Source organism: Mesorhizobium sp. RCAM 06353, assembly GCF_059683585.1.
The window spans coordinates 530,020-546,877 of record NZ_CM185031.1 but is presented as its reverse complement, the minus strand read 5'-3'; the positions used below and the strand labels follow the sequence as shown (position 1 = coordinate 546,877).

The following is a 16,858-nucleotide window of genomic DNA, read 5'->3' as shown; positions in this document are numbered from 1 at the left end:
CTGCCTTGGAGCAATTCCAGGAAAAGTGTGAAGCGGTTTTCCGTCTGGAATTGCGTTGAAACGAAGATTTAGAGCTGTTCGCCGTTTCCGTGAAACGGTGAACAGCTCTAGGGATTGGGACAAAGTGAGGATGGCAGTCACTCGGCGGCCGCCTTGGCCTTGCCGCCGCGTTCGGGCGCGATGCCTTCGAGCGTCGCCATCAGCCGGTTGCGGATGGTGGCGGTGCGGGCCGGGCTGTCGATCTTCTGCCCGGTGAGGTCGGTGACATAGAAGGTGTCGATGACCTTTTCGCCGAAAGTGGTGATGTGTGCCGATGCGATGTCGAGCGACAGGTCGGACAGCGTGCCGGTGATCTCCGACAGCAGGCCCGGGCGGTCGAGCCCCTCGACCTCGATGACCGAAAACCGGTTCGACAGCGTGTTGCGGATCTCGGCGCGTGGCGGGATCTTGAACACCTTGGACCCGCGCCTTGGCTTGGTGCGCTTCTCGATCATCTCCGGCAGCCAACTCTTGCCCGACAGCACGTCCTCGATCAGCCGGCCGACGCGCTCGGCGCGCCGCCGCTCGTCCTCGTCGCGGTCGAATTCCCGCGAGATCAGGATCGTGTCCAGGGCGCGGCCATCAGACGTGGTGAAGATCTGCGCGTCGACAATGTTGCCGCCGGCGCCGGCGCATGCCCCGGCAATGACCGATAGAAGACGAGGATGGTCCTGCGCCAGCACGGTGATTTCGGTCACCGCCTCGAACTGGTGGGTCTTGACCATGGTGGCGAGCTTGTTGCCCGACGCGTCCGCCTCGCGGATGAATTCGGCGTGGCGAATCTGGTCCGGCAGGTCCACGGCCAGCAGGTAGTTCTCATAGTGCAGCCCGACATAGCGTTTGCGGGCCTTGTCGGGCCAGTCGGCGAGTGCCTCGGCCAGACGCTCGCGCGCCGCCGCCGTGCGCTGCGCGCGCGACACTTCCGAAAAGCCGCCGGTCAGGAGCAGTTCGGTTTCGTAATAAAGCGTGCGCAGCAACTGGCCCTTCCAGCCGTTCCACACACCGGGTCCAACGCCCCTGATGTCGCAGACGGTGAGGATCAAAAGCATCTTCAGCCGCTCGACCGATTGCACGACCGAGGCGAAATCCTCGATCGTCTTGCGGTCGTTGAGATCGCGGGTCTGCGCCGTCATCGACATGACGAGGTGGTTCTCGACCAGCCAGGCGACGGTTTCCGTGTCGGCCGGCGACAGCCCCATATGCGGGCAGATGCGGCGCGCGATCCTGGCGCCGGCCTCGGAATGATCTTCCGGCCTGCCCTTGGCGATATCGTGCAGCAGCACGGCGACATAGAGCGCCTCGCGGCTCTTCTTCAGGCCCGGCATAAGCGAATGCGACAGCGGGTGCACTTTCTCGCCGTCGCCGCGTTCGATTTCTGCCAGCACGCCGATGCAGCGGATTAGGTGCTCGTCGACCGTATAGTGGTGGTACATCGAGAACTGCATCATGGCGACGATCTTGCCGAAATCGGGGATCAGCCGGCCCAGCAACCCGGCCTCGTTCATGCGCCGCAGATTGAGTTCGGCGTTGCGGTCCGAGGTCAATATGTCGAGGAACAGCCGATTGGCCTCCTCGTCGCGGCGCAGCGACTTGTTGACCAGGCCGAGCGAGCGCGTCAGCAGCTTCAGCGCGTCAGGGTGGAACTCCAGCCCGTGCTTGTCGGCGAACCAGAACAGCCTGAGCAGATTGACCGGATCGCGTTCGAACACCTGGTCGTCGGCGATGTTGATGCGGTGGTTGTCGACGATGAAATCGGAAGTGCCGGCGAGCTTGCGCTTGCGGCGCTGGAAGGTGAGGAAGATGCGGTTGAAGCCCGGCACGTGCTTGGCCTGCTCCTCCTCGAGCGCGGCGCAGAAGATGCGGGTCAGGTCGCCGACATCCTTGGCGACGAGGAAGTAGTGCTTCATGAAGCGTTCGACTGCCGACAGGCCGGGATGGGTGGTGTAACCCAGCCGCCCGGCGATCTCGCGCTGGATGTCGAAATGCAGCCGCTCCTCGGCCTTCCCGGTGAGGAAATGCATGTGGCAGCGCACTGCCCACAGGAAGTCCTCGGCTTTCTGGAATTCGCGGTACTCGGCCTCGGTGAAGACGCCTTTGTCGACCAGTTCCTCGCCGGTACGCACCCGGTAGAAATACTTGCCGATCCAGAACAGCGTCTGCAGGTCGCGCAGGCCGCCCTTGCCGTCCTTGACATTGGGCTCGACCAGATAGCGGCTCTCGCCGGCCTTGGCGTGCCGCTCGTCGCGTTCGGCGAGCTTGGCCTGGACATATTCCGGGCCGGTCGTGCGCACCACCTCGTGGTCGAAGCGCAGCATCAGCTCGTCATAGAGCTTGCGTTCGCCCCACAGGAAGCGTGCTTCCAGGATTGATGTGCGGATGGTGATGTCGGTGCGTGACAGCCGCAGGCACTCATCGATGTTGCGGGTGGCGTGGCCGACCTTTAAGCCCAGATCCCACAGCATGTAGAGCATGTATTCGACGGTTTGTTCGCCCCACGGCGTCTGCTTGTAGGGCAAGAGGAACAGCAGGTCGATGTCGGATCCCGGCGCCAGCGTGCCGCGGCCATAGCCGCCGACCGCGACGACGGCCATGCGTTCGGCCGACGAACGGTTCTTCACCCGGTAGACATGCGTCGCCGCGAATTCGTAGAGCGCCCGGATCAGCTCATCCATCAGGTGCGACAGCCGCTCGGCGCAGGCGTTGCCGCCGCCATCTTGCTTCAGCATGGCTTCGGTGATCTTTCGGCCTTCGGCAAGCCGGGCCTTGAGAAGCTGGAGAACGCCGGCACGCGCGGCCGCTCCGGAACCGTCGCCGGCCGTGGCCGTCGTCAGCGCGGTCATCTCGCGGCGCAAGGCTTCGCCGTCGATCAGTTCATCGAGCTTCAGGGAGATTTTCGCCATAGGTACCGGTTGGCCTTGCCATTTGGGCGGCGTCTATAGCGCGTTTTCGCGGCGCTGGGTATGGGGCCTGCCGGTGGCCCGGCAAGCGGCCTACTCCGTTGCCTCGATCGGATCGAGGGGAACGACAATCCGTTGCCGGAATCTGCAGAAATCGGCGATCCACCTCACGGCTCGCCCGGCCTCTCTGCTGATTCTCACGGCTGCCGGCTTCCTCTGCCTTGTCATAAGCCCGCTCGCGGTCCGCGCGGCGTCGCGTTCCTGGTCGAGCAGGCTTGGCAGCCTTTCACCGACGAACTGGTCCTGTGCGCAGAGCGCTGGAACAAGTTGGTAGACAGTCCTGCCGGCGGACATGATGGGGTCGAAGATGAGATCATCGACAGCTATGTTGACCCGCGCCGTTGCCTCCAGAAAGTCGCGCGCCGTTCGCCGCGAGAGCAGATAACCCCCGGCCCCCGGATGGCCCTTGCGGAGCCGGACCATGGAAAAACCATGTCCGGCGGAGGTCCTTCTCCTCTGGATCACGGTTCTGGAGAAGAACGTCTCGAGTTTCACGACATCGGCGTATGCCGGCACCCAACTCGTATCGCCCAGCAACGCCCCGGCCTTGCTTGAGAAGACCATGTCGTCCTCGAACACGGCGCCGTATGGGGCCTCGTCCTGCGCGATGATCGTCCAACAGGCTCGATGACTATGCAGGCAAGCGATCTCGCTGCCGGAAAGCGGCCGGACGGCGTGTATCGCGTGCTGCGGCTGCAGCACCAGGTCGGGATGCTCCTTGGCATCGATCCCCGCGACGCGCTCGAACCCGATGCCGATACGGGCGAACTCCGACGCCATGTGGGCAAGCCGGTCAGGAGATCGATCGAGGTTGATAACCAGACGCTTCATTCTTACGAGCTATTCTGTTCAAAATTCTTTGTACAAAATCCTTGCTTCCACCGGAACCGGCGGGAGCCGCCAAGCAGCGTAGGAGCCTTCTAGCACAGGTGACGTGACGGTTTGTTGATCTTTTCTGGGGTGGATATTATACCACAATCAGAAAGCCAAGCTTTTAAACCGACTATCTTCCCAGGATTACCGGGAGATGACATGTTGCGGCTGGCCGGAGGAATTTTCTATTCAAGGTCACTGGCGGCAAGGTGGAATTCGCCCGGAGCCCGAGATTTTCCTCGATGAGGGCAAGCAGTTTCCGACGGTGGGTGTCGGATAAGCTGGCTTTTCATCGATGTCTCTGCGCGTTGTGGCCGCGCCGGATATCAGGCCCTGCGGACGGAAACAGATCTATCGTTCCGCTTCGGGTGGATCGAAGGGGACAACCGTGTACCGCCGTAGTCTGCAGTGGTCGACAATCCACTCGGCGATGCGCCTGGTTTCCACCCTCATCTTTTCGCGGAGGGGCTTTCGGCGCTTCGCGGTCAGCCCGCTTGCGATCCATTCGGCTTCGCGTTCCTCGTAAAGCAGGCTTGGCAGCCTGTTGCCCATGAACTGGTCCTGCGCGCAGAGCGCGGGAACAAGCTGGTAGATCGTCTTTTCACCCGACGTCGGGAACACCGGGTTGAAGAGAATGTCATCGGCGGCCGCGTTGGCCCGCGCGGTGGCATCCAGCAGATCGCGTGCCATCTGCCTGGAGAGGATGTAGCCGCCGGTCCCCATATGGCTCCTGCGGAGCCTGAACACGGAAAAGCCGTGGCCGACAGCGGTCCTCTTCCTCTGGATCATGGTCTTGCTGAAGAATGTCTCGAGCTTGACGGTATCGGCATCGGCTGGAATCCAGCCGCCGTCGGCAAGCAGGGCGCCGGCATTCGCGGAGAACACAATGTCGTCCTCGAAAACGGCGCCATAGGGCGCTTCGTCATGAGCAATGACGGCCCAGCATGCGCGATGGCTGTGCATGCAGGCGATCTCGCTGGGGGACAGGCGCCGTATGGAGTACTCAGCATGCTGCGGCTGCAGCATCAGGTTCGGATGCTCGCGGGCGTCGATTGCGGTGATTCGTTCGAAGGCGATGCCGATGCGGGCAAATTCCGCCGTGACATGGGCAAGCCGGTCAGGCGACCGATCAAGATTGATGACCAGACATTTCATGTCTCGACGGATCGGCATCACGTTGGAGGGGCCGGCGTAGTTAGCACAACGCTGCGCTACGCAATGTGGGCTTTTTCGGGGCGAACCGCCCCGGGTTGGGCTCGAAACGCGAAAAATCGACACAGCCCTTGACCTTCCAGTTACTGGAAGCACTACCTCCGCTTTAGGCAGAGGCACAAAGGCATTTTTGGAATGACGCATTCAGATCATGATCACCCCGGCGCCCATGGCGGCTGCTGTGCGGCGAAAGGCGCGGCCGTGGAAGCGGTTCTGCGCGATCCGGTCTGCGGCATGACCGTGGATCCGGCCGCCGGCAAGCCGACATCAGAGCATGGTGGCCGCCTCTATCATTTCTGCAGTGAAGGTTGCCGCACGAAATTCCAGGCTGCGCCGGAACAATATCTGACGGCCACCGACCCCGTCTGCGGCATGAGCGTCAACCGCGCCACCGCCAGGCACTTCGTCCGCCATGAAGGCCAGGGCTTTTATTTCTGTTCCGCCGCTTGCCAGGCGAAATTCGAGGCGGCACCGCAAACCTATCTCAGCGACAGGCCGGCGCCGGTGCCGGCGCCCAAGGGCACGCAATACACGTGCCCGATGCATCCCGAGATCATCCGCGACAAGCCCGGCTCCTGTCCGATCTGCGGCATGGCGCTGGAGCCGATGGGGGTACCATCAGGCGATGAAGGGCCAAATCCCGAGCTGGTCGATTTCACCAGGCGGTTCTGGGTCAGCGCGGTCTTGTCGATCCCGCTTCTCATCATCGCCATGGCCCCGATGATCGGCCTGACGTTCGAAGGCCTGGTCGATGATCGGACGAAGGTCTGGATCGAGCTGGCGCTGGCAAGCCCGGTGGTGCTCTGGGCTGCCTTTCCTTTCTTCCATCGCGGCTGGGAGTCGATCGTCAACCGCAGCCCCAACATGTGGACGCTGATTTCGCTCGGCGTCGGTGCGGCCTACCTCTACAGCGTCGTTGCCACGCTCTTCCCTGACATCTTTCCACATCAGTTCCGCAGCCATGGCGGTGCGGTGCCGGTCTATTTCGAGGCTGCGGCCGTCATTGTCGCGCTGGTGTTCCTCGGCCAGGTGCTGGAATTGCGTGCCCGCGAAAAGACCGGGTCGGCGATCCGCGCTCTGCTCGATCTGGCGCCCAAGACCGCGCGGCGCATAGCCGAAGACGGTTCCGAGACCGACGTGCCGCTGGACAGCGTCAAGGCTGGCGATCGCTTGCGCATCCGGCCAGGCGACGCCATCCCGGTCGACGGCACCGTGCTCGAAGGCCGTTCGTCTATCGATGAATCGATGATCACGGGCGAGCCGCTGCCGGTCGAAAAGGTCGAGGGCGACGCCCTGACCGGCGGCACGCTCAACAAGAACGGCTCGCTTATCATGCGCGCCGAGCGGATCGGCGCCGAGACCACGCTTGCGCGCATCGTCGAACTTGTCGCCAAGGCACAACGTTCGCGCGCGCCGATCCAGGGATTGGCCGACCGCGTTTCCTTCTACTTTGTTCCCGCCGTCGTCCTTGTCGCCGTCGTGGCATTCATCGCCTGGGCGCTCTTCGGCCCAGAGCCCAGCCTGATCTTCGCCGTCGTCTCGGCGGTCTCGGTGCTGATCATCGCTTGTCCCTGCGCGCTTGGCCTCGCCACGCCTATGTCGATCATGACCGCCACCGGGCGCGGGGCGCATGCCGGCGTGCTGATCAAGGAGGCCGCTGCGCTCGAACGCTTTGCCTCCGTCGACACGCTGATCGTCGACAAGACCGGCACGCTGACCGAGGGCCGGCCGAAACTGACGGATGTTGTCGCAGCAAACGGCTTTTCCGAAGACGAATTGCTGGGGTTCGCCGCGAGCCTGGAGAAGGGCTCGGAGCATCCGTTGGCCGAGTCCATCGTCGAAGGCGCCGCCGCGCGCGGTGTAATCGCCACTGAGGCCAGCGCCTTTGAGGCGCTCACCGGCAAGGGCGTTTCCGGCACGGTGTCGGGCAAGACTGTCGCGCTCGGCAACGCCGCGATGATGCGCGATCTTGGCGTCGACGTTTCCGCCGCCTCAGTCAGTGCCGAAGCGTTGCAAGGCGATGGCAAGACCGCGATGTTCATCGCCGTCGGCGGCAAGCTGGCCGGCATCGTCGCCGTCGCCGATCCCATCAAGGCGACCACCGCCGAGGCGATCCGGGCGCTGCATGACAGTGGCCTCAGGATCATCATGGCGACCGGCGACAATGAGCGCACCGCCAAGGCGATCGCCAGAAGCCTCGGTATCGATGAGGTTCGCGCCGGTCTGCTGCCGGAACAGAAGGCAGCCCTTGTCGAGGAATTGCGTGGCAAGGGCGCTGGCGTTGCCATGGCCGGCGACGGCGTCAACGACGCACCGGCTTTGGCCGCCGCCGATGTCGGTATCGCCATGGGCACCGGCGCCGATGTCGCGGTCGAAAGCGCCGGCATCACTTTGGTCAAGGGCGACCTCAACGGCATCGTCCGGGCCCGTAAGCTCGCCCAGGCGACGATCGGCAACATCCGCCAGAACCTGTTCTTCGCTTTCCTCTACAATGTGCTTGGCGTGCCGGTCGCCGCCGGCGTGCTCTATCCGCTCACCGGCATGCTTCTGTCGCCGATGCTGGCGGCGGCGGCGATGAGCCTGTCCTCCGTGTCCGTCATCGCCAACGCATTGCGTCTGCGGACGTTGAAACTCTGATCCAAACCCCCAAATACGACACCGAAGCAACAGGAGACCATGAATGACCTTGGCCAAGAAACTCGTGCTTTTGCTGATGGCGGCCGGAATGCTGCTCGCCGTCTTCCTCGAAAGCGTTCCGGCGCAGAGCGAAGAGATGAAACACGACATGGCTGGCATGTCCATGGACGCGACCAGCCCTTCGACCGAAGGCTATAAGGCGGCGATGGACAAGATGCATGCCGACATGATGGCGTCGCAATATACCGGCAATGCCGATGTCGATTTCGTCCGCGGCATGATCCCGCACCATCAGGGCGCCATCGACATGGCCAAGGTCGAGCTTGCCAATGGCAAGGATCCCGAAATCCGTAAGCTCGCCGAAGGCGTCATCGCCGCGCAGGAAGCCGAGATCAAGCAGATGCAGGACTGGCTCGCCGCCCATCCGGTGAAGTGAGCCCTTTCAAGACGAAGAATTGGGCGAGAACGCCTCTGGATTTCTTGTCCGCCCTGTGATGCGATCCGGCCTCCAACGGAGCCTGCCATGTCATCGACCATCAGAACCACCACGCTGCCCTCCGGCGAAGCCATTGCTGTTCTCGGCCAGGGCACGTGGAAGATGGGCGAGGATTCGCGCCGCCGTGCTGGCGAGGTCGATGCGCTCAAGCTCGGTATCGACCTTGGCATCACGCTGATCGACACCGCCGAAATGTATGCCAGCGGCGGCGCCGAGGAAGTGGTGGCCGAAGCCATCGCCGGGCGCCGCGACGAGACTTTTCTGGTCTCGAAAGTTCTACCATCCAACGCGTCGCGCGCGGGCGTGCAGCGCGCCTGCGAAAACAGCCTGAAGCGCCTGCGCACCGACCGCATCGACCTCTACCTCTTGCATTGGCCAGGCAGCGTGCCGTTGGCGGAGACGGTCGAGGCCTTCGAGGCGCTTAAGAAGGCCGGCAAGATCCGCCATTGGGGCGTCAGCAATTTCGACACCGAGGAGATGGAGGACTTGGTCAGTGTTGCCAATGGCGGCAACGTCCAGACCAACCAGGTGCTCTACAATCTGGTCCGCCGCGGCCTCGAGTTCGATCTGGCGCCGTGGAGCCGGCAGCGCGGCATTCCGCTGATGGCCTATTCGCCGGTCGAGCAGGGCGCCTTGGCGCGCAACGGCAGGCTCGACGCCGTCGCCGCCCGCCACAATGCCACCCCTGCACAAATCGCCTTGGCCTGGGTGGTGCATCAGGAGGGCGTCATCGCCATTCCAAAGGCCAGCAGCCAGGAGCATGTCCGTCAGAATGTCGCCGCACTCGACATCAAGCTCACGGCCGAAGATCTCGCCGATCTCGACCGCGCCTTCCCGCCGCCGACGCGTAAGCGCGGGCTGGAGATGATCTGACTATTTCCCCGCCAGACCCTTCAGCCGGTACAGCGCCTCCAGCGCCTCCCTCGGCGTCATCTCGTCGGGATTGATCTCGCCCAGCGCAGCACCCAGCGCGTCGTTCTTCACCGGCTTCGGTGCTTCCCGCTTCACCGCCACGGAAAACAGCGGCAAATCGTCGACCAGCCGGTTGGTCTTGCCGGAAACCTCGCCTTCCTCCAGTTGGTGCAGCACCTGCTTGGCCCGGTCCACCACAGCTTCCGGCAGGCCGGCCAGCCGTGCCACCTGCACGCCGTAAGAGCGGTCGGCCGCGCCCTTGCCAACCTCATGCAGGAACACGACGTCGTTTTCCCATTCCTTGACCCGCATGGTGACGTTGTGAAGCCGCGCCAGCTTGCCGGCGAGCGAGGTCATTTCGTGAAAATGGGTGGCGAAGATCGCCCGGCAGCGGTTCTTCTCATGCAGATATTCCACCGCCGCCCAGGCGATCGACAGGCCGTCGAAAGTGGCGGTGCCGCGGCCGATCTCGTCGAGGATCACCAGCGCCCGTTCGCCGGCCTGGTTGAGGATCGCCGCCGTCTCGACCATCTCGACCATGAAGGTCGAGCGGCCGCGCGCCAGATCGTCCGAGGCGCCGACGCGCGAGAACAGCCGGTCGACGACGCCGATATGGGCCGACGTCGCCGGCACGAAGGAGCCGGTCTGGGCCAGGATGGCGATCAGCGCGTTCTGGCGCAGGAACGTCGATTTACCGCCCATGTTCGGGCCGGTCAGTAGCCAGATCGCACCGTTCTTGGCGCTGCCCTCCGGTGACAGGTCGCAGTCATTGGCGACGAACGGACCTTCGCCGGAGCGGCGCAGCGCCTGTTCGACCACCGGATGGCGGCCGCCGGAAATTTCGAAGGCAAGGCTGGAATCCACCACCGGCCGGCACCAGGCTTCGCTTTCCGAAAGCAGGGCGAGCGTCGCCGACACGTCGATCACGGCGAGCGCATCGGCGCCGGCGCGGATTCTTTCTGCTTCGCCGACGGCTTCCGCCGTCAGCGCATCGAAGGCCGCCAGTTCGATGCTCAGTGCCCGGTCGGCGGCATTGGCGATCTTGGTCTCGAGCTCAGCAAGCTCGGTCGTGGTGAAGCGCATGGCATTTGCCATGGTCTGGCGGTGGATGAAGCGCGCCTTGGCGCCGTCGCTGCCGGCCATGATCGCATGGTGGTTGGCGGTCACCTCGATATAGTAACCGAGCACATTGTTGTGCCGGATTTTTAGCGAGCGGATGCCGGTCTCCTCGATCAGCGAGCGCTCCAGTCCGGCGATCACTTTTCGCGACTCGTCGCGTAGCGCCCGCATCTCGTCGAGCTCGGCATGATAGCCGCCACGGACGAAGCCGCCGTCGCGCTTCAACAGCGGCAGTTCCTCGCCGAGCGCCTGCATCAGGTGCTGGGTAAGTGCCTTGGGCAGCGCCTGGATAGCGGCCATTGCGCCGGTCAATTCCTGGGGCAGGGCGGTGGTGGCAAAGATTTCGGCGATCGCGCCTGCCGCCTCAAAACCGGCGCGCAGCGCGCCGAGGTCGCGCGGGCCGCCACGGTTGAGCGCCAGCCTGGACAGCGCGCGCGGCATGTCGGCGACGCTCTTCAGGCTCGTCCGCACTGCCTGGCAGAGCCGGGTTTCGGAGCGGAAGAACGATACAGAGTCGAGGCGGGCACCGATCGCCGCCGGGTCGGTCAGCGGCGCCATCAGCCGGTCGGCGAGCAGCCTTGCGCCGCCGCCGGTCACCGTGCGGTCGATCGCCTTGAACAGCGAGCCCTCGCGGCTGCCCGACAGCGTGCGCAGCAACTCGAGATTGCCGCGCGTCGCCGGATCGATGAACAGCGTCGAGCCTTGCTCCTCGCGCTCGGGTCGCGACAGTGGTGGACGCTCTGCCTTCTGCGTCTTCTCGACATAGGCAATGGCGCCCGAGATCGCCGACAGTTCGGCGCGCGAAAACGTGCCGAAACTGTCTGGCGTCGCCACATCGAAGAAGCGGGCGATCCGCCCCGTGGCCGAGGCCGAATCGAACAGCGACGGCGGCTGCGGATTGGCGACCCGGCCGAGCACGTCGAACACCGGCTTCAGCTCCGGATCATGAAACACCGGTTCGGCGACGATCATCTCGCGCGGATCGACACGGAAGATGTCGGCGAGCAGCCGGTCAGCCGTGGTCTCGGCAACCCGGAAGGCGCCGGTCGAGATGTCGATCCAGGCAATTGCAAAGGAATGGTCGCTGCCGCCCTTCACCCGCCCGAGCGCCATCAGGAAGCTCGATTCCGACGGCGCCAGCAATTTGTCCTCGGTGATGGTGCCCGGCGTCACCAGCCGCACGACGTCGCGACGAACCACCGATTTTCCGCCGCGCTTCTTGGCTTCCGCTGGGTCTTCGATCTGTTCGCACACCGCGACGCGGAATCCCTGGCCGATCAGCTTCTGCAGATAGTCGTCCGCCGCATGCACCGGCACGCCGCACATCGGAATGTCGTGGCCCTGGTGCTTGCCGCGCTTGGTCAAGACGATGCCCAGCGCCCGGCTTGCCTTCTCGGCATCGTCGAAGAACAGTTCGTAGAAATCGCCCATGCGGTAGAACAGCAGCGAATCCGGGTTCGCCGCCTTGATCTCGATGAACTGCTCCATCATCGGTGTGACGGCGGCGGTGGCGGTCGGCAATGGCGTCATCGCCTCGGGAGCGTCGGGCTCGTTTGGGGTGTGCATGTTCATGCGCGGCACGCTAGCAGATGTGATCGCGCGGTTTAATGCCGGGCCTGCGAAAAGCGGGGGACGACCGCATTGCTGCCGCCATCGGGTGACGGCGGCGCAGGCATTGCAACAAGGGGATGGCGGACCTAATCATCCCTGCGGACAGGGCAGGGCTCGATGGACAGGTTTGGCCAAAGGGAATTCGAGGAGATGATCGGCGCAGCCCGTTCGCCTTCCGGGCGACGGGGCATCGCTTCACGCGCAGCCAATCTGCTTGTCAAAGCCCGGCTTTCGGCCGCCAAGCGGATACCCTTCCTGCTTCCGGTCCGTGGCCCGTTGCGGGATCTCGACGGTGGCATGCTCGTTTCAGTTTATGCGGTCAGTCGCGATCCTCTGATACTCTACACGCCGATCGGTGGCGCGCGCCCGCTCTCCACCATTGCCGCCATCGGCCGGCGGCTGGCAGAGCGGCGTGCGACCTTGCTGCTGTCGCCGAACTGGACATTGGAGCGGCCGGCCGTCGTCGCCAGGATGGGTAGGGATCTCGCCTGGTATGCCCAGCGGTTTCCGCTTCACGAGCTGATTTTCGTCTGCAACACCGAGGAGGAGCGCCGCCTTGTCGCCGCGACCGGCGGCACCGCGATCGTCTCCAACCACAATCTCATGGTCTCTGAGGAGATGTTCCACCCACTGCCGGATGTGCCCGTTGTGTTCGATGCCGTCTACAATGGCCGCATCTCGCACACCAAGCGGCACTATCTCGCGTTGGACATTGAAAGGCTGGTCCACATCACCTTTTCGATCGGTGAAATACCGCCAGCCGGTGCCCGCGCCTTTATCCGCCGCCTGCAGGCACAATCGCCGCTGCACCACATCGCCAACCCGATCGTCGACGGCATGACCGCCAAGCTGACCACGCCTGAAGTCAACCGCATCTACAACCAGGCCGCCGTCGGCCTTTGCCTGTCGGCCGAGGAAGGGGCGATGTATTCCTCCATGGAGTATATGCTCGCCGGCTTGCCGATCGTCAGCACGCCAAGCATTGGCGGCCGGGACGTGTTTTTCGACCCGGACTATTGCATGATCGTCGAGCCGGAACCGGCCGCCATCAGGCGCGCGGTCGAGCGGCTCCGCGACCGCGCCATCCCGCGCGAGGAAATACGCGGCCGCACGCTGGAAAAAGTACGGGCAGGGCGGCTGGAGCTGACGGCCTATCTGTCGGCACTGAAGCAGCGCCTGGGCAGCGGCGACCCGCCATTCTCTCAATGGCCGTTTCAAGGTGCCGGGACCCTGATGCGCTGGGCGACGCTGCGCGAGCACGCCCGCGAGATCGCGGCATTCAAGCCAGCGCCGCACAACCCCTGACCGGCTCTGTCCGCTTTGAAGCAGCTTTGCTGCGCTTGGCGGTTTACACGAGCCGGTGTGTGGTCTTAATTCGGAAGCACACAAGCACCCGCTTCAAGGAGGTGCTGCACCGGCGAGGAAATCAAAAGCATCATGGCCAGGAAAACCGAGAACAGCGGTCCGTCCGTCAGCGCGCAGGAAGCGCTCGAATTCCATGCCATGGGTCGCCCCGGCAAGCTGGAGGTCGTCGCCACCAAGCCGATGGCCACCCAACGCGATTTGAGCCTTGCCTATTCACCTGGCGTTGCGGTGCCCGTCCTGGCCATCGCCGAGGACCCCAGCCGCGCCTTCGACTACACGACGCGCGGCAACATGGTCGCCGTCATCTCCAACGGCACCGCCATCCTTGGCCTCGGCAATCTCGGTGCGCTGGCCTCCAAGCCGGTGATGGAAGGCAAGGCGGTGCTGTTCAAGCGCTTCGCCGATGTCGATTCCATCGACCTCGAGGTCGACACCGAAGACGCCGATGAGTTCATCAACTGCGTGCGCTTCCTCGGGCCGTCCTTCGGCGGCATCAACCTCGAAGACATCAAGGCGCCGGAGTGCTTCATCATCGAGCAGCGCCTGCGCGAATTGATGGACATCCCGGTCTTCCACGACGATCAGCACGGCACCGCCATCATCTCGGCCGCCGGCCTGATCAACGCGCTGGAGATCACCGGCCGCGACATGAAGACCACGAAAATGGTCTGCAACGGCGCCGGTGCTGCGGGCATCGCCTGCATCGAACTGATGAAGGCGATGGGTTTTGCGCCGGAAAACATCACCTTGTGCGACACCAAGGGCGTGGTCTTCCAGGGCCGCACCGAAGGCATGAACCAGTGGAAGTCGGCGCATGCGGTCAAAACCGAGGCTCGTTCTCTGGCGGAAGCGCTCGACGGCGCCGACGTCTTCCTCGGCCTCTCGGCCAAGGGCGCACTGACCACCGCCATGGTGCAGTCGATGGCCAAGAACCCGATCATCTTCGCAATGGCCAACCCCGACCCCGAAATCACGCCGGAGGAAGTGGCCGAGATCCGCACCGATGCCATCATGGCGACCGGCCGTTCGGACTATCCGAACCAGGTCAACAACGTGCTCGGCTTCCCCTACATCTTCCGCGGCGCGCTGGATGTTAGGGCAACCACCATCAATGACGACATGAAGATCGCCGCGGCACGTGCGCTCGCCGAACTGGCGCGCAAGGACGTGCCCGACGATGTCGCCGCCGCCTATCAGGGCAACCGGCCGAAATTCGGCCCCAACTACATCATCCCGGTGCCGTTCGACCCGCGCCTGATCTCGGCAATTCCTCTTGCCGTGGCCAAGGCGGCGATGGAGTCGGGCGTCGCCCGCAAGCCGATCCTCGATCTCGACCGCTACGCGCAGGAACTGTCCGCCCGCCGCGACCCGATCGCCTCCACCTTGCAGCGTATCTACGACCGCGTGCGCCGCCAGCCCAAGCGCATCGTCTTCGCCGAGGGCGAGGAGGAGCAGGTGATGCGCGCCGCCGTCTCCTATGTGAACCAGAAGCTCGGCACCGCCATCCTGCTCGGCCGTGACGACGTCATCAAGGAAAACGCCAAGCACGCCGGCATCGATCTCAACAAGCAAGGCATCGAGATCATCAATGCAAGGCTGTCGCGCCGCAACGGCATCTACACTGACTATCTCTACGAGCGCATGCAGCGCAAAGGCTTCCTGTTTCGCGATTGCCAGCGCCTGATCAACAACGACCGCAACCACTTCGCCGCCTGCATGGTGGCGCTGGGCGATGCCGACGGCATCGTCACCGGCGTGACCCGCAACTATTCCACCGCGCTCGACGACATCCGCCGCGTCATCGACGCCAAGCCCGGCCACCGCGTCATCGGCGTCTCGATCGTGCTGGCGCGGGGCAAGACCGTGCTCGTCGCCGACACTGCCGTGCACGACATGCCCAACGCCGAGCAGATCGCCGACATCGCCGAGGAGGCGGCAGGCTTTGCCCGCCGCATGGGCTACGAGCCGAGGCTCGCCATGCTCGCCTACTCCACCTTCGGCCATCCGCAGGGCGAACGCTCGGAGCGCGTCCAGGAAGCCGTGCGCATCCTCGACAAACGCCGCGTCGATTTCGAATATGACGGCGAAATGGCCGCCGACGTCGCGCTCAATGCCCGCGCCATGTCGCAATATCCGTTCATCAGGCTGACCGGCCCGGCCAATGTGCTGATCATGCCGGCCTTCCACTCTGCCTCGATCTCGACCAAGATGCTGCAGGAACTCGGCGGCTCGACGGTGATCGGCCCGCTGCTGGTCGGTCTGAACAAGCCGGTTCAGATCGTGTCGCTGAATGCCAAAGACAGCGATATCGTCAACATGGCGGCGATTGCGGCTTATACGGCGGGGACGTGACGAACGGTCCTGGAGGGCGGAAGCCAACGATCTAGCTCTTCGAACGCGGCGGTGCCGAAGACGCCGTCGGCCCCCATAAGACATTGATAAGATTCAGCTGGTATAGGGAAGCTCTTGCCGCATGCCGTAACGGCATCCACGGCGCGCTCAGACCGCCAAATGGGGGTGCGGCCATGAAGCATGACGGAGTTTCTGTATCCGTGGTCGGCGAGCGAGCCTACCACGACGAGCGATTGGATGCTTTGCTCAGCATCACCGGACGCATGGACGGTTATCTCTACCGTTGCCGCAACGACGCGTCCTACACCATGCTCTATATCAGCGACGGCATCTTCACCGTCAGCGGTTATCGGCCGAGCGATTTCATTCACAACGCGGTGCGCGATTACGTCTCGGCCATCCACCCGGATGACCTGCAGTCGGTCTATTCCGCCGTCGACGCCGCGCTCGAGGCGCGCTGCAACTGGAATGTCGACTACCGCATCGTGCCGCAGGTCGGCGAACCGCTCTGGGTCCGCGAGATCGGCGGCGGTGTCTGGGACGAGGCCGGCGAACTCGAATTCCTGGAAGGCTTCGTCGTAGACATAAGCGACCGCAAGGTCGTCGAGGACCTCAACGCCCAGTTGCTCCTGGATCTGAAGACCGCCAACGAGGAACTGTCCGCGCAAAAGCGCGAGATCGAGGTGGCGAAGCAGCAGAGCGACCATTCGGCCAACCACGATGCCTTGACCGACCTGCCCAACCGGCGCGCCTTCCACAACGAGCTCAAATCGGTGGTCGCCCGCTGCGGCGCCACCGGCGAGGCGGCCGGGCTTCTGTTCATCGACCTCGACCGGTTCAAGGAAGTCAATGACACGCTCGGCCACGAGGCCGGCGATGCGCTGCTGCAGCGCGTGTCGAGCCAGCTTCGCTCGATCCTGCGCAGCGCCGATTTCGTCGCCCGGCTTGGCGGCGACGAGTTCGCCTTCCTGTTCTCGGCCGACACCGATCTGGCGCAGCTGAAGGCCGTACGCGTTGCCGAACGCATCCTGGAACGGTTGCGGATCAAGGTTCCGACGCCCAATGGCGCCATCCAGGTCGGCTGCACCGTTGGCGTCGCCATGTATCCGGCGGAGGCCGGCGATTGCGAAGCGCTGATCGCGCTGGCCGACCGGCTGATGTACATAGGCAAGAAGAGCGGCCGCAACCGGCTGGTCACTGCCAGCGAAATGACGCCGCAACAGCCGTCGTCCGGGCCAAGTCTTCGCAAGACCGCGTAGAGCTATCGGCGCGAATTTTAACGTCG

At 63.9% G+C, this 16,858-nt stretch carries 10 protein-coding genes; 6 read left to right on the top strand and 4 right to left on the bottom strand.

Annotated features, from left to right (window positions below; translation table 11 throughout):
* Positions 1–137: 137 nt before the first annotated feature.
* The 3 genes from AC56QX_RS02420 to AC56QX_RS02410 all read right to left on the bottom strand — a co-directional run bounded on the left by AC56QX_RS02420 (position 138) and on the right by AC56QX_RS02410 (position 5,024).
* Positions 138–2,939 (bottom strand): [protein-PII] uridylyltransferase, encoded by a 2,802-nt coding sequence (locus AC56QX_RS02420; RefSeq protein ID WP_497113547.1) that lies wholly within the window; start codon positions 2,937–2,939, stop codon positions 138–140.
* Positions 2,940–3,029: 90 nt separating this feature from the next.
* The gene (locus AC56QX_RS02415) at positions 3,030–3,827 is read right to left on the bottom strand and encodes a glycosyltransferase family 25 protein (RefSeq protein ID WP_497113546.1); all 798 of its coding nucleotides are present in this window, start codon (positions 3,825–3,827) and stop codon (positions 3,030–3,032) included.
* Positions 3,828–4,220: 393 nt separating this feature from the next.
* Complete coding sequence (locus AC56QX_RS02410; RefSeq protein ID WP_497113545.1) at positions 4,221–5,024, bottom strand: glycosyltransferase family 25 protein; 804 nt, start codon at positions 5,022–5,024, stop codon at positions 4,221–4,223.
* 192 nt (positions 5,025–5,216) lie between these two features.
* On the opposite strand from AC56QX_RS02410, the gene AC56QX_RS02405 reads away from it, so the two are divergent.
* The 3 genes from AC56QX_RS02405 (at position 5,217) to AC56QX_RS02395 (ending at position 9,087) form a co-directional block, all read left to right on the top strand.
* Positions 5,217–7,718, top strand: coding sequence for a heavy metal translocating P-type ATPase (locus tag AC56QX_RS02405; RefSeq protein WP_497113544.1), 2,502 nt, complete (start codon positions 5,217–5,219; stop codon positions 7,716–7,718).
* Between the two features lie 43 nt (positions 7,719–7,761).
* Positions 7,762–8,154: a CopM family metallochaperone gene (copM, locus tag AC56QX_RS02400; RefSeq protein ID WP_027052650.1), complete on the top strand. Its 393-nt coding sequence runs from the start codon at positions 7,762–7,764 to the stop codon at positions 8,152–8,154.
* A gap of 87 nt (positions 8,155–8,241) precedes the next feature.
* Positions 8,242–9,087, top strand: coding sequence for an aldo/keto reductase (locus AC56QX_RS02395; protein ID WP_497113543.1), 846 nt, complete (start codon positions 8,242–8,244; stop codon positions 9,085–9,087).
* Here AC56QX_RS02395 and mutS read toward each other — a convergent pair whose 3' ends face one another.
* Positions 9,088–11,817 (bottom strand): DNA mismatch repair protein MutS, encoded by a 2,730-nt coding sequence (gene mutS / locus AC56QX_RS02390; protein ID WP_497113542.1) that lies wholly within the window; start codon positions 11,815–11,817, stop codon positions 9,088–9,090.
* 156 nt (positions 11,818–11,973) lie between these two features.
* Here mutS and AC56QX_RS02385 point away from each other — a divergent pair, with 156 nt between their 5' ends.
* From AC56QX_RS02385 to AC56QX_RS02375, 3 genes are all read left to right on the top strand, one after another.
* Positions 11,974–13,161, top strand: a complete 1,188-nt coding sequence (locus AC56QX_RS02385) for a glycosyltransferase (protein ID WP_497113541.1) — start codon at positions 11,974–11,976, stop codon at positions 13,159–13,161.
* 132 nt (positions 13,162–13,293) lie between these two features.
* Positions 13,294–15,573, top strand: a complete 2,280-nt coding sequence (locus AC56QX_RS02380; protein WP_475453989.1) for an NADP-dependent malic enzyme — start codon at positions 13,294–13,296, stop codon at positions 15,571–15,573.
* A 173-nt stretch (positions 15,574–15,746) separates the two neighbouring features.
* On the top strand, positions 15,747–16,832 hold the full coding sequence (locus AC56QX_RS02375) for a GGDEF domain-containing protein (protein WP_497113540.1): 1,086 nt from the start codon (positions 15,747–15,749) through the stop codon (positions 16,830–16,832).
* The last annotated feature ends 26 nt before the right edge of the window (positions 16,833–16,858 follow it).

Coding starts and splice junctions, on each gene's coding strand:
- AC56QX_RS02395 (WP_497113543.1), top strand. CDS start 8,242: ATGTCATCGACCATCAGAACCACCACGCTGCCCTCCGGCGAAGCCATT.
- AC56QX_RS02385 (WP_497113541.1), top strand. CDS start 11,974: ATGGACAGGTTTGGCCAAAGGGAATTCGAGGAGATGATCGGCGCAGCC.
- AC56QX_RS02410 (WP_497113545.1), bottom strand. CDS start 5,024: ATGAAATGTCTGGTCATCAATCTTGATCGGTCGCCTGACCGGCTTGCC.
- AC56QX_RS02420 (WP_497113547.1), bottom strand. CDS start 2,939: ATGGCGAAAATCTCCCTGAAGCTCGATGAACTGATCGACGGCGAAGCC.
- AC56QX_RS02375 (WP_497113540.1), top strand. CDS start 15,747: ATGAAGCATGACGGAGTTTCTGTATCCGTGGTCGGCGAGCGAGCCTAC.
- mutS (WP_497113542.1), bottom strand. CDS start 11,817: ATGAACATGCACACCCCAAACGAGCCCGACGCTCCCGAGGCGATGACG.
- AC56QX_RS02380 (WP_475453989.1), top strand. CDS start 13,294: ATGGCCAGGAAAACCGAGAACAGCGGTCCGTCCGTCAGCGCGCAGGAA.
- copM (WP_027052650.1), top strand. CDS start 7,762: ATGACCTTGGCCAAGAAACTCGTGCTTTTGCTGATGGCGGCCGGAATG.
- AC56QX_RS02405 (WP_497113544.1), top strand. CDS start 5,217: ATGACGCATTCAGATCATGATCACCCCGGCGCCCATGGCGGCTGCTGT.
- AC56QX_RS02415 (WP_497113546.1), bottom strand. CDS start 3,827: ATGAAGCGTCTGGTTATCAACCTCGATCGATCTCCTGACCGGCTTGCC.